At 68.9% G+C, this 13,484-nt stretch carries 11 protein-coding genes; 3 read left to right on the top strand and 8 right to left on the bottom strand.

Annotated features, from left to right (window positions below; all coding sequences use genetic code 11):
- The first annotated feature begins 1 nt into the window (after position 1).
- On the top strand, positions 2-985 hold the full coding sequence (locus ACIQF0_RS40110; RefSeq protein WP_401038903.1) for a dTDP-glucose 4,6-dehydratase: 984 nt from the start codon (positions 2-4) through the stop codon (positions 983-985).
- Here ACIQF0_RS40110 and ACIQF0_RS40105 read toward each other — a convergent pair.
- Positions 969-2,063: an adenosine deaminase gene (locus tag ACIQF0_RS40105; RefSeq protein ID WP_360044380.1), complete on the bottom strand. Its 1,095-nt coding sequence runs from the start codon at positions 2,061-2,063 to the stop codon at positions 969-971. The genes ACIQF0_RS40110 and ACIQF0_RS40105 overlap by 17 nt on opposite strands.
- Before the next feature lie 957 nt (positions 2,064-3,020).
- Here ACIQF0_RS40105 and ACIQF0_RS40100 point away from each other — a divergent pair.
- Positions 3,021-4,466, top strand: coding sequence for a hypothetical protein (locus tag ACIQF0_RS40100; RefSeq protein WP_401038901.1), 1,446 nt, complete (start codon positions 3,021-3,023; stop codon positions 4,464-4,466).
- A gap of 160 nt (positions 4,467-4,626) precedes the next feature.
- The gene (locus tag ACIQF0_RS40095) at positions 4,627-6,093 is read left to right on the top strand and encodes a serine/threonine-protein kinase (RefSeq protein WP_401038898.1); all 1,467 of its coding nucleotides are present in this window, start codon (positions 4,627-4,629) and stop codon (positions 6,091-6,093) included.
- Here the strand turns inward: ACIQF0_RS40095 and ACIQF0_RS40090 are convergent.
- From ACIQF0_RS40090 to ACIQF0_RS40060, 7 genes are all read right to left on the bottom strand, one after another.
- Positions 6,090-6,755: a hypothetical protein gene (locus ACIQF0_RS40090; RefSeq protein WP_401038895.1), complete on the bottom strand. Its 666-nt coding sequence runs from the start codon at positions 6,753-6,755 to the stop codon at positions 6,090-6,092. The genes ACIQF0_RS40095 and ACIQF0_RS40090 overlap by 4 nt on opposite strands.
- Positions 6,756-6,821: 66 nt before the next feature.
- The gene (locus tag ACIQF0_RS40085; protein ID WP_401038893.1) at positions 6,822-7,802 is read right to left on the bottom strand and encodes a hypothetical protein; all 981 of its coding nucleotides are present in this window, start codon (positions 7,800-7,802) and stop codon (positions 6,822-6,824) included.
- A gap of 94 nt (positions 7,803-7,896) precedes the next feature.
- Positions 7,897-9,171, bottom strand: a complete 1,275-nt coding sequence (locus ACIQF0_RS40080) for a thymidine phosphorylase (RefSeq protein ID WP_401038890.1) — start codon at positions 9,169-9,171, stop codon at positions 7,897-7,899.
- Entirely contained in the window at positions 9,168-9,557 is a 390-nt protein-coding gene (locus tag ACIQF0_RS40075) for a cytidine deaminase (protein ID WP_360044392.1), read from the bottom strand. The genes ACIQF0_RS40080 and ACIQF0_RS40075 overlap by 4 nt, the downstream gene beginning before the upstream one ends.
- Positions 9,550-10,803 carry an ABC transporter permease gene (locus ACIQF0_RS40070; RefSeq protein WP_401038886.1) on the bottom strand — a complete coding sequence of 418 codons (1,254 nt, stop codon included), beginning with the start codon at positions 10,801-10,803 and terminating at the stop codon, positions 9,550-9,552. Before ACIQF0_RS40070 ends, ACIQF0_RS40075 begins: the two co-directional genes overlap by 8 nt.
- The gene (locus ACIQF0_RS40065; protein ID WP_360044398.1) at positions 10,800-11,873 is read right to left on the bottom strand and encodes an ABC transporter permease; all 1,074 of its coding nucleotides are present in this window, start codon (positions 11,871-11,873) and stop codon (positions 10,800-10,802) included. Before ACIQF0_RS40065 ends, ACIQF0_RS40070 begins: the two co-directional genes overlap by 4 nt.
- Entirely contained in the window at positions 11,873-13,453 is a 1,581-nt protein-coding gene (locus ACIQF0_RS40060; RefSeq protein WP_360044401.1) for an ABC transporter ATP-binding protein, read from the bottom strand. Before ACIQF0_RS40060 ends, ACIQF0_RS40065 begins: the two co-directional genes overlap by 1 nt.
- Positions 13,454-13,484: the final 31 nt, after the last annotated feature.

Raw genomic sequence — 13,484 nt, 5'->3', positions numbered from 1 at the left:
CATGCGCGTGCTCGTCACCGGTGCGGCCGGGTTCATCGGCTCGCACTTCACCCGCTACTGGCTGCGCGAACACCCGGCGGACGAGGTCATCGCCCTCGACGCGCTGACCTACCGCGGCATCCGCGCGAACCTGCCCGCCGACGTGCCGTTCGTGCACGCGGACATCGCCGAGGCGGACGTCGAGGGCATCGACGTCGTCGTGAACTTCGCCGCCGAGTCGCACAACAGCCTCGCCGTGCTGGATCCCGGCCGTTTCTTCCGCACGAACGTCCTGAGCACACAGGCGTTGCTCGAGTCCTGCCGTCGCGCGGGCGTGCAGCGGTTCCACCACGTGTCGACGTGCGAGGTGTACGGCGACCTCGCGCTGGACGCCACCGAGGCGTTCCACGAGGACTCGCCCTATCGACCACGCACGCCCTACAACGCGTCGAAGGCCGGCGCGGACCACGCCGTCCGCTCGTACTTCGAGACGTTCGACCTGCCGGTGACGATCACCAACTGCGCCAACAACTACGGCCCGAACCAGTTCCCCGAGAACGTCCTGCCGCTGTTCACGACGCGTGCTTTGGACGGTGGGCAACTGCCCGTCTACGCGTCGAGCGACAACCGCCGCGAGTGGATCCACGTCCTGGACCACTGCCGTGCGATCGACGCGGTGCTGCGGGACGGCGAGATCGGCCGGACCTACCACGTGGGCACGGGCGTCGAGGCGAGCGTCGATGAGATCGCCGACCTGGTGCTGGACGAGCTCGGCCTGCCGCGGTCGCGGAAGTCGGTCGTCGCCGACCGGCCCGGCCACGACCGCCGCTACCTGCTGGACTCCGGCCGGATCGGCCGCGAGCTCGGATGGCGCCCGGAGATCGGCTTCAAGGCCGGAGTCCGGGACACCATCCGCTGGTACGCCGCCAACCGCGCGTGGTGGGAGCCGTTGCTGCGGCTCAGCGCGATCGACGAGAGCGCGTGGGCGGTTACGACCGGGCGGTGAGGGCCGCGTAGCCCGGCTTGACCAGTTCGTTGATGATCGCCAGCCGCTCGTCGAACCCGAGGAACGCCGACTTCATCGCGTTGATCGTGAACCACTGCAGGTCCGCCCACCCGTAGCCGAACGTCTCGGCCAGCGCGGCGAACTCGCTCGACAGCGTGCAGTCGCTCATCAGGCGGTTGTCGGTGTTGACGGTGACGCGGAACCGCAGCTTCGCGAGCAGGCCGATCGGGTGGTCGGCCAGCGTCGGGGCGGCGCCGGTCTGCAGGTTCGAGGTCGGGCACATCTCCAGCGGGATGCGGCGGTCGCGGACGTACGCGGCCAGGCGGCCCAGCTGGACGTCGCCGTCGCCGGAGACCTTGATGTCGTCGACGATCCGCACGCCGTGGCCGAGTCGTTCGGCGCCGCAGTGCTGGATCGCCTCCCAGATGGACGGCAGGCCGAACGCCTCACCGGCGTGGATGGTGAAGTGCGCGTTCTGCTGGCGCAGGTACTCGAACGTGTCGAGACCCCTGGTGGGAGGGAAACCGGCCTCGGGGCCCGCGATGTCGAAGCCGACGACGCCGAGGTCGCGGTAGCGGACGGCGAGCTCGGCGATGCGCAGCCAGCCCTCGTTCTGGCGCATCGCGCACAGCAGGGTGCCGATGCGGATCTTGCGGCCGGTGGCGGCGACGCGCTGCTCGCCGACGCGGAAGCCCTCCTGGACGGCCTCGACGACCTGTTCCAGCGTGAGGCCCTTGTCGGTGTTGAGCTCGGGCGCGTAGCGGATCTCGGCGTAGACGACGCCGTCCGCGGCCAGGTCCTCGACGGCCTCGGCGGCGACTCGCACCAGCGACGCCTCGTCCTGCATGACGCCGCACGTGTGGGCAAAGCCTTCGAGGTAACGCACGAGGGAGCCGGAGTTCGCGTTGTCGCGGAACCAGCCGCCGAGGACGCCCGCGTCGGTGGTGGGCAGGCCCTGGTAGCCGGTGGCATCGGCGAGTTCGATCACCGTCTGCGGGCGGAGGCCACCGTCGAGGTGGTCGTGCAGCAGCACCTTCGGCGCGCTGCGGATGGACTCCAAGGTAAGCGGCGTGGACATTGCTACACGTTACTCCAGGCGACGCACCCGGCTGGGGCGCAGCGCATGCACGGCAGTCGCCGACGCGACCCGTCCCCTCCGCTGAGGCGGGAACGGCCCGCACGGCCTGGCCAGGCGACACAACCGGCATCGCAGTGCCACCTTGCGCTCGCCAACGCAAGGCGACGACGCACGAAGGTCCGGCGCGGTGCCACCCGCACTCGCCAACGCAAGGCGACCACCTACGAGGGCCCGGCGCGCGGTGCAAACAGGCACGGCCCCCAACAAAGCAACCACGTACGAGTCCTGGCGTGGCGATGCGAAGCGAGCCGTGTGAACCTCTGCCGCCTGGGTAGCGGTGAGCCCCGCTCATGGCGATTGGGGCTTGACCTTGAGGGGCTGGGTGCCACCCTGTCTGGGCTCGGCCGGGGCGCTTTGAACCCCGGTCTTTGAGGCCGACTACGCGCCCAGCTAGAGGCTCAAGGTCAAGCCCCAATCGCAACCCCGCACTTCGTCACTACCCGCGCGCCCACCCTCGCAAGGCGACCACCCGCACGTAACGCGACCAACCCCGCTGGAACGCGACAAACGCCTGCAAGCCGCCCCGCCCCACTCCCCCACGATCGGCCGACTCCAGGCGACACGCCGCCTCAGTGCTGGCAAAAATGATCTTGCCCTCGATATGATCATTTGCTGCGTCAACGTCGTTGCAGATCCGTGATCAGCAACTTTCTGCAACCAACGCGAGGCTTGAGTCACCCCAAGGTAGGAACATCATCGGTGGCTACTGCCTGCTTTCGGCCGGTCACTTGGCGTTCAGAGTAGTCGGGTAGCCTGATCGGGTTAGTTGGCCATCCGCACCCGGCCATTTTCTGGCGGGGGTGGTACAGCGACGTCCCGTGACGCGGATAGGCTCCCGTGGTCTCCCCCTCCCCTGGACGAAGGCACTCAGCCGTGACAGAGAACAACAACTCCACGATGTCCTTCGATCGGATGCGCAACATGCTCACGCGCGCCGCGGAGATCCGTGAGAGCGAGCAGCAGCAGATCTTCGACGCGCTGGACGAGATCCACGCCCGGATGTCGCCTCTGGAGTCGCTGGGTTCGGTTCGCAAGCGCCTGTCGGAGCTGCCGGACCGCACCGAGGTCAGCGTTCTCGCTGAGCGCCTGGACGAGGCCCTCGCCAAGCTGGAGGCCCAGGACAACGCCGTCGCCGACATCGGTCGCGCGGTCGACTCCCTGGTGGACAAGCTCGCCAAGCCGTTCGCGCAGCTCGACGGTCGTCTCGACGGCGTCGCCGGCCGCTTCGAGGGTGTCGCGGGCCGCATGGACGGTCTCGAGGACAAGCTCTCGAGCATCCACAAGCGCATCGACGACCTCGACGGCCACCTGGACAAGCAGGACGGCAAGGTCGACGCGATCCCGGCCGCCGTCACGAACCCGCTGCGCGAGCGCGTCGAAGCGCTGGAGGCCGCGCTGCGTGGCCGTCTCGACGAGGTGGACGAGGGCGTGCACGAGCACCTCGACGGCACCCGCGAGGCCCTGCAGAAGATCCTCGCCGAGTCCTTCTCCAGCGTGCACGGCCGCGCCGACGAGCAGCGTGACGCCCTCGCCGCTGCCCGCAGCGAGCTGGTCACCGCGATCGCCGAGAGCCGCGGGGAGCTGGCCGGAGCGATCAACGACAGCCGCGAGAAGCTGACCTCGACCGTCACCGACCGCCACAACCAGCTGGCCGCGTCGCTGACCGAGACCCGCACCGAGCTGTCCGGCGCCGTGGCGGAGACCCGCGGCGAACTGGCAGGCGTCGTGGCGGAGACCCGCGACTCGCTGGCCGGAACGCTGGCCGAGACCCGCGACGCGCTCGCCGGTTCACTGGCCGAGACCCGCACCGAGCTGACGACGGCCGTCGCCGACACCCGCGAGGTCGTCAACGGCAAGCTCGACGAGGCCCGCACCGCCCTGTACGCGGCGATCGAGCAGTCCCGCGACCAGGTCGACGCTGCCGACCGCCTCGAGTCCCTGGCCCGCCGCCTGGAGCTCGTCACCTCGCAGCTCGACAACATGACCAACCGCCTGGACAAGGTCGAGGACGGCTTCGCCAGCCGCATTTCCGAGCTCGGCGGCACCGTCGACGCGAGCCTCACCAAGGTCGCCGAGACCGTGGGCGCCCGCCCGGACGCCGACGCGCTGCAGTCCCTGGTCCGCAAGTCGAACCAGGAGTCCGAACTGCGCATCGGCGGCCAGCTGGACGAGGCCATGGCCACCTTCGCCGAGCTCATCCTCGGCGGCGGCTCGCCCACGCCTCCCCCGCCGCCCACCGCCCTGCCGCGCCCGCAGCGCCGCACCCGCAAGAACGGCGGCCCCAAGCCGGCGAACGGCGGCAAGGACATGGACGACGACGACCTGGCGGCCGAGGGCGCCTGATCGTCACTGCGTGAGAACGGCCCCGGGGCAACGTCGCTCCGGGGCCGTTCTGCGTCCTGAGGTGAACCCGCGCGACGTGACACACGTGACCATGACGAGAGCGCTCACACGACCGTCGTTATGCTCGCCGGAATCTGGGGGCGTCCAGAAGGGATAGTCCGTGCAGCAACAGCGACTTGTCGCCAACCGCTACGCACTGCTCGCGGAGCTCGGCCGCGGTGCGATGGGCATCGTGTGGCGTGCCCAGGACCAGGTGCTCGGCCGGGCCGTCGCGCTCAAGGAGCTGCACCCGCCGCAGGGCATGGCAGCCGCGGAGCGCACCGTGCTGGAGGAGCGCATGCTCCGCGAGGCGCGGACCGCCGGCCGGCTGAACCACCCCGCCGTCGTGACGGTCTACGACATCGTCCGCGAGAACGACCGCACCTACCTCGCGATGGAACTGGTCGACGCGCTCGACCTCTCCACGATCGTTCAGCGGCACGGGCCTCGCGACTCGACGTGGATGGCGAACGTGGCGTTGCAGGTGCTGGGGGCGCTGGAGACCGCGCACCAGGCCGGCATCGTGCATCGGGACGTGAAGCCCAGCAACATCATGGTGCGGCCGGACGGGGCCGTGAAGCTCACCGACTTCGGCATCGCGCAGGCCATGGACGACCCGCGGCTCACGCACAACGGCGGCATCGTCGGCTCGCCCGCGTACATGTCGCCGGACCGGCTCAGCGGCTGGGAGGCCTCGCCCGCGTCGGACCTGTGGGCGCTCGGCGTCACGATGGCGCACGCGGTCGAGGGCATCAGCCCGTTCGAACGCACCTCCACGGCGTCGACGCTGCACGCCGTCATGAACGAGCCGCCCGTGCTGCAGCGAGCCTCGCCCGCACTGGCCCAGGTGATCCGCGGGTTCCTGACCGTCGACGTGGCGCGCCGGCTCACCGCTCCCCAGGCGCGGCAGATGCTGACCGCGATCAGTCAGGGCGCCACTCAGGTTTCGTTCCCGCAGGGCAACGATGGCGGTAAGAAGAAGGGCACGGCGGTCAAGATCGCCGCGGTGGTCGTGGGCATCGCCGTGCTCGCGGGGGTCGCGTTCGCCGGGTACCAGGTCCTCAAGCCGAAGGACTCGACCACGAACAACGCGGGCCCGAGCACCAGCCAGACCAGCGAGAACTCCAGCGAGTGGACCGAGGCCTCGTCGCTGCCGGTGGGCGCTCCGCTGCCGTCGCGCCGCATCGCCACGTTCGGGCGCGGCGGTGACGTGCCCGAGTGGAACCTCTCCGGCACGCAGTGCGCCAAGGACTTCCTCACGCAGGGGTCGCCGGTGCGGGCCGAGGTGCCGTGCAGCGGGCCGCACGGGATTCAGCTGTTCTCCGCCGCCACGCCGCTCTGGGACAAGCCGAAGGACATCGCCTACCCCGGCACGCAGTGGCTCGCCGACTTCACCAAGAACTACTGCACCGAGCAGTTCAAGGCCGTCGAGCCGAACTCCAAGGAGGTCCTCGGCTTCACCGGCCTCGTGCCCACGCAGAAGGAGTGGGAGGCCTACAACGACGCCGCGTCGCCGGGCCGCCAGGAGGTCCTGTGCGTGCTGTGGAAGCAGGACAGGTCGCCCCTGGCGGGCTCGCTCGTCGGCTAACGGCACTCGGGGATCTTGCCGTTGTGCTCCAACGGCACGGTGGCGCCTCGGTACATCCACGAACGGCGTTCCTCGGTGGGCTCCGAGACTGACCGGTCCAGCGGTACGACTGGTGCCCAGCGCACCCGCAACCACTGCGGGCCGACGTTGTTGTCACCGGTCACGTCGGTCGGCGTGTAGTCGCTCGTGGCGACGCAGTCCGCCCAGATGACGCTGTGGTTCGCCGCCGTGCCCTGCCGTTCGGCCAGAGCACGGTTCGTCGTCCTGGCGTACAGGCCCCAGTTCTTGCCGTCGATGATGGTGTCGACGACGACGAACGGCCACGGGCCGTCGCCGCTTGGCGAGGCCTGCGACTTCTCCGCCAGCTTCGCCTTGAACTTCGCCTCGTCGGCGCCCACCTTCTCGGCTTCCTGAACAGCCTCCCTCACCTGCTGCACGGTGCAGGTGCTGTGGTCGCTCACGACGCCGCAAGAGCTGTCGTCCTGGATCACAGTCTGGTCGGGGGACGGCTCCGCCTTGGGCTGGCACGCCACGAAAACGGTGATCGCGACGCCCAACGCCGTCAGTACGAGGATCGTCGTGTTGATGTGCAGGCCCTTGACGGTCGCGAGGAACGACTTGCGTTCAAGGGCGTCGCGCGATTCTTCCTGGGTCTCGCTCAACTTGCTTCCTCCACGGTGCGGTGCTGGCGCGAACCGTAGAGGCGACCTGTCGCAGGGTTGTCGCGTTCACCACTCCCAGCGGAAGCCGACGACGGCGGACTCCACGTAGTTCAGGAACCGGTCCACCATCAGTTCGTCCTGCAACGGGACCTGCTCCTCCCAGACCACGGGGCTCCCGTCGCGGTAGTGCTCCCACTCGGTCCACCACACGCGAGCAGGGAGGTGCTGGCGGTGGAACTTCACCCTGATCGTCAGCCGATCCAGACGTCCCGAAACGGCCCGGCGAAAGTCGGTCCACGGTGCACTGTCGTAGTCGAACCGGCTGGAGAACTTGAAGGACTTCTCGTCGCCGTACCGGAGTGGCTCCGCGAACCGGATCGGCACCTCCCAGACGCCGTCCGTGACCTGCACCAGCTCACCGGCAGTGCCGCCGTACATGACACTCACCCGGATGTTGTCGGTGTCGAACCGGTACGGGAAGTGCGTGAGACCGTCGCGCAGCGCGCGGATGCGCTGCTCACTCACGTGCGCGATCGGCAGGCCGTAGCGGCCGAGGTGGTGGACCTCGTTCAGGGTCAGGGTCTCGTGCCCCGCGGGCTCCAACCCCGCCGGGCGCCGCAGCGTGCCGATCGCGATGGGCTCGGCCGCGTCCCCACGGAGGATCATGCGCAGCCGTTCGGCGTCCTTGAGTTCGATGCCGAACGCGTCGATGAACTGGTTCAGCAAGTCGAGGTCCAATGACTTGCCGTTCAACGCCCGGTTGACCTGGTCCTTCCTGACGCGCTTGCGGTCGTCGCCCTTCAGGTAGCCCTCGCTCCTGAACTGCTCGCGCTCAGCGGGTTTCAGTCCGTCGTCCACCCCCGCCAAGTGCTTGACGTAGACGAGACGAACGGCGTCCTGCTGCAGCTTTCCAGGTCGCGCAGACTGGTCGCGCCTGCCCGTGACCTGTTCCCACACCTGCCGGTACGGCTTGTTGGACAACAGGTACACGAGATAACGGCTGGTGGCCGCGACTGGGTCGTACCGCGGCTGACTCCCACCGGTCACGCTGCCTCCGTCGAGCGTCGGAAACAGGCAGCGTGACCGTGGTGTCGAAGCACAGTCAATCGAAGTCAGGACACTGACCTCTTTTTGACCTGAACTAGCCGCGGATCGTGTCGATGACCAGCGGCGAACGCTCCGGCGCGGAATCCTCGACGCTGTATGCACCTTCCAGTGCCTGCAGCGCTCCGGAGACCGCGCCCGGGGTGTCGGTGTACAGCTCCAGCAACGGCTGCCCGGCCTCGACGTGGTCGCCCGGCTTGGCCAGGCAGAGCACGCCGGCACCGAACTGCACCGGGTCCTCCTTGCGCGCACGGCCGGCACCGAGTCGCCACGCCGCCACCCCGACGCCGTACGCGTCCAAAGTGGACAGCACACCGGAGGCAGGTGCTTCGACGACGTGCTTGTGCGAGGCGACGGGCAGTGCGGCATCGGGATCGCCGCCCTGGGCCCGGATCATCCGCGCCCACACCTCGTAAGCCTCACCCGAAGCCAGAACAGCGGCCGGGTCGGCGGAGATCCCGGCCAGCGAAAGCATTTCCGCCGCCAAGGCCACCGTCAGCTCGACCACGTCGGCAGGTCCGCCGCCGCGCAGCACGTCGACGGACTCGGCGACCTCGACCGCGTTGCCGACAGCCTGTCCGAGAGGTACGGACATGTCGGTCAGCAGGGCCGAGATCCGCACGCCGTGCTGAACGCCGATGGCCACCAGGGCCTCGGCCAACGCGCGTGCGGAGGCCAGGTCCTTCATGAACGCGCCGGAGCCGACCTTCACGTCCAGCACCAGCGACTCGGCGCCCTCGGCGATCTTCTTCGACATGATCGAGGACGCGATCAGCGGAATCGCCTCGACGGTGCCGGTGACGTCCCGCAACGCGTAGAGCTTGCGGTCGGCCGGTGCAAGTCCTTCAGTAGCAGCACAAACCACGGCGCCGACCGAGGACAACTGCGCCAGAATCTCCGAAGTGGACAGTGCGGCCCGCCACCCAGGGATCGACTCCAGCTTGTCCAGGGTCCCGCCGGTGTGGCCGAGACCGCGGCCAGAAAGCTGCGGTACGGCGGCACCGCACGCGGCGACGAGAGGTGCGAGCGGCAGCGTGATCTTGTCGCCGACGCCGCCCGTCGAGTGCTTGTCCACGGTCGGGCGGTCGACGTGCAGCGAGAGGCGTTCGCCGGACGAGATCATCGCCTGCGTCCAGCGCGCGGTCTCGGACGACGTCATGCCGTTGAGGAAGATCGCCATGGCCAGCGCGGACATCTGCTCGTCCGCGACGGCGCCGTGCGTGTAGGCGTCGATGACCCAGTCGATCTGCGCGTCCGACAACGCCAAGCCGTCGCGCTTGGCGCGAATGACGTCCACGGCGGAGTAGCTCATGGCAGATCCTCCGGTCCGAACGCGTCCGGCAGCACCGACGACATCGGCAGCACGCCGGACGGCGTGTCCACCAGGCAGTCCCGGCCGCCCAGTTCGTAGAGAACCTGACGGCAGCGACCGCACGGCATCAGCAGGTCACCGGCGCCCGAACGACAGGCCACGGCGACGAACCGGCCGCCACCCGTCAACTGCAACTGGCCCGCCATCGCGCACTCGGCGCACAAACCGACGCCGTACGAGGCGTTCTCCACGTTGCAGCCCACGACGATGCGGCCGTCGTCGCACAGCGCAGCGGACCCGACCTGAAGCCCCGAGTACGGGCAGTGGGCGAACGACGCCGCTTCCACCGCCCGTGCCCGCAGCAGGTCCCAGTCGACCTCAGCCACGGCGGTACACCAGACCGTCGGCGGCCGGCATTCGCAACCGCTGCGACGCCACGGCCAGCACGGCCAGGGTCACCATGTGCGGCGCGTAGGACACGAACTCGCCAGGGATCTCGTCGAGGCTGATGTACAGCAGGTACATCAGCACGGCCACGACGATCGCCGACGCGGCGGAGAACCACTTCTGGCGGATCAGCTGCCACACCACGATCACGGCGAGCAGGATCACCACGCCGTAGACCAGCGCCAGCACCGTCTCGCCGCCCGAACGCAGCTGCAGGCCGTCGGCGTAGCCGAACAGCGCCGCACCACCCAGCAGGCCACCGGGCCGCCAGTTGCCGAAGATCATCGCGGCGAGGCCGATGTAACCGCGGCCGCCGGTCTGACCCTCCAAATAGGACAGCTGGCCGGGGTTGAGCACCAGTGCGGCACCACCCAGGCCGGCGAGACCACCGGAGACGATCACGGCGACGTACTTGTGGAAGTACACCTTCACGCCCAGCGAGTCCGCCGCGTGCGGGTTCTCGCCGACCGAGCGCAGGCGCAGGCCGAAGCGGGTGCGCCAGAGCAGGTAGTACGACAGCGGCAGCAGCAGGATCGCGATCATCGTCAGCGGCGAGACACCGGTGACCAGGCCGCGCAGGATGCCGGCGACGTCCGAGATGAACAGGCGCTGGCCCGCTTCGAGCTCACCGAGCCAGTCACCGAGGCCCGCCGCCGAGAACGTGTCGAACGGCTGCACCGGCGGCGACTGCCGCGGGTTGTGCGACACCGGCAGGAAGATGAGCGTCGACAGGTACTTCGTCAGACCGGCGCCGAGCAGGTTGATCGCCACACCGGAGACGATGTGGTTGACGCCGAACGTGACGGTGGCGATCGCGTGCAGCAGCCCGCCCAGCGAACCGAACACGACGGCCGCGACGAGAGCGGCCCACGGACCCCACTGGTACCCGGCCCACGCCGCGCCCCAGGTGCCCATGATCATCATGCCTTCGAGGCCGATGTTGACCACACCGGCGCGTTCCGCCCACAGGCCGCCGAGACCGGCGAGCAGGATCGGCAGCGCGAGCCGGACCGCGGTCTGGGTCGTGCCGGACGACGTGAGCTGCGGGAACCCGGTCTGCATCGACGTGATCGACAGCAACGCGATCGCGCCAGCGACACCGAGCATGGCCACGGCCCAGCCGGGCAACTTGCGCTTGCGCGGCGCCGCCGGGACGTGCGGCTTCTCTTCCAACGTCGAGATCACGCGGCACCTCCGACAGTTCCGAGCTCACGGCCGACGCGACGCTGCTCGGAGGCGAGCTCGAAGCGGCGCACCACCTCGTAGGCGACGACGACCGACAGGACGATCGAGCCCTGCATGATGGTGACGATCTCCCTGGGCACACCGACGTTGTCGAGCGCAAGGCCCGACTTGTCGAGGAACGCCCAGAGCAGCGCGCCGAACGCGATGCCACCGGGGTGGTTGCGGCCGAGCAGCGCGATCGCGATGCCCGAGAAACCGATGCCGGCGCTGAAGTTCAGGCTGAAGGTGTGGTCGCGGCCGAGCAGTTCCGGCAACGAGATCAGGCCCGCGATGGCGCCCGAGAGCAGCATCGAGACCAGCACCATCTTCTTGGCGTTGACGCCACCGGCCGACGCGGCGGTCGAGGACTCGCCGGAGGCGCGCAGCTCGAAGCCGAACCGGGTCTTGTTCATCATCACCCAGTAGCCGATGCCGAGAGCGATGGCCACGAAGATGAAACCGAACATCGTGCCGCCGCCACCGAACGAGATGCCGGGCATCCAGCCGCTCTCCGGGATCTCGGCGGTGCGGATGTTGTTGCCCCGCAGCTCACCGAAGACGTCGCGGCGGATCAGGTACGCGGACAGGCCGATCGCCAGGCCGTTCATCATGATCGTCGAGATGACCTCGTTGACGCCGCGCGTCACCTTGAGGATCGCGGGGATCGCGGCCCAGGCGGCACCGGCGATCGCGGCCACGATGATGATCACCAGCGTGTGGATGCCGGTGGGCAGCGCGATCGAGCCGCCGACGACCGCGGCGACCACGGCAGCGACGCGGTACTGACCCTCGACACCGATGTTGAACAGGTTCATCTGGAACCCGATCGCCACCGCGAGCGCCGCGATGTAGTAGATGCCCGTCGAGTTGAGGATGTCGACGAACGTCGTGCCCTTGCCGACCTGCGTCACCATCGCACCGAACGCGCTGAGCGGGTTCGCGCCGGAGATGACGAGCGCCACGCCGCACAACAGCAGTGAGAAGACGATCGCCAACGCGGGCGGCAGGAGTTTGCCGCGCAGGTGTCCCATCAGTTCTCGCCTTCCTCGACGACAGCGGTCTCCTGGACCGCTGCGCTCGTGCTGCCCGCACCGGTCATGGCGCTACCGAGGTCTTCGGGCGTCACGGTGTTCGGGTCGGCGTCGGCCACCAGGCGTCCGCGCAGCATGACCTTGATCGTGTCCGACAGGCCGATCAGCTCGTCCAGGTCGGCGGAGATCAGCAGCACGGCGAGGCCGGCGGCACGGGCGCGCTTGATCTCGTCCCAGATCAACGCCTGCGCGCCGACGTCCACACCGCGGGTCGGGTGCGAGGCGATCAGCAGCACGGGGTTGCCGGACAGTTCGCGTCCGACGACGAGTTTCTGCTGGTTACCACCGGAAAGCGCGGCCGCGGGCACGTCGATTCCGGGCGTGCGGACGTCGAACTCGGTGACGATCCGCTCGGTGTCCTTCTTCGCGCCGTCGGTGTCGAGCCAGATGCCCTTGGCCGTCGGCTTGCGCGTCTGGTAGCCGAGGATCCGGTTGTACCAAAGGGGTTGCGTGAGCAGGAGGCCGTGGCGGTGGCGGTCCTCGGGGATGTACCCGATGCCCGCCTCGCGCCGGGCGAGCGTGCCCAGCTTGGTGAGGTCCTTGTCCTGCAACGTGATCGTGCCGCTGCCGGCCTTGCGCATGCCCATGATCGTCTCGACGAGCTCGGTCTGGCCGTTGCCCTCGACGCCGGCGATGCCGACGACCTCGCCGGAACGGACCGCCATGTCGACGTCGTCGAGGATCGGCCGCGAGCCGTCCGGGGTCATCAGCTTGAGGCCCTTGACGTCCAGCACGACCGTGTCGGTGACCGTGGACTCGCGGGTCTCCGGGCTGGGCAGCTCACTGCCGACCATCATCTCGGCGAGCTGCCGGGAGCTGACGGTCTTCGGGTCGGCGCTGCCCACGGTCGTGCCGCGGCGGATCACCGTGACGGAGTCCGCGATCGCACGCACCTCGTCGAGCTTGTGCGAGATGAACAGGAACGTGTAGCCCTGCTCCTGCATGCCGCGCACGGTGTCGAAGAGCTCGTTGACCTCCTGCGGCACGAGCACGGCGGTGGGCTCGTCCAGGATGATCACCTTGGCGCCGCGGTAGAGCACCTTGAGGATCTCGACGCGCTGCCGGTCCGCGACACCGAGCTGCTCGACCAGAACGCCGGGGTCGACGTTGAGGCCGGTCCTGCCGGAGAGCTCGATGATGCGCGCGCGGGCCTTCTTGCCGATGCCGTGCAGCGCCTCGGCACCCAGGACCACGTTCTCCTGGACGGTGAGGTTGTCGGCCAGCATGAAGTGCTGGTGCACCATGCCGATACCGGCCTTGATGGCGTCGGACGGGGTGCGGAACCGCACCTGCTCGCCGTTCACCTCGATGGTGCCCTCGTCCGGCGGCTGCATGCCGTAGAGGATCTTCATCAGGGTGGACTTGCCGGCGCCGTTCTCACCGCACAGGGCATGTACCTCGCCACGGCGGACGGTCAGGTGCACGTCGCTGTTGGCGACCACACCGGGGAATCGCTTCGTGATGCCGGTGAGCACCACAGCGGGGGGATCGTCCGTCCGTGCGGACGTGGAACTGCTCATCGTCGAGTGCTCCTCCTACCACGCACCAGGC

The organism is Lentzea sp. NPDC092896 (genome assembly GCF_044754905.1).
Classification (GTDB): domain Bacteria; phylum Actinomycetota; class Actinomycetes; order Mycobacteriales; family Pseudonocardiaceae; genus Lentzea.
This window is presented reverse-complemented; position numbering and strand designations above follow the sequence as displayed.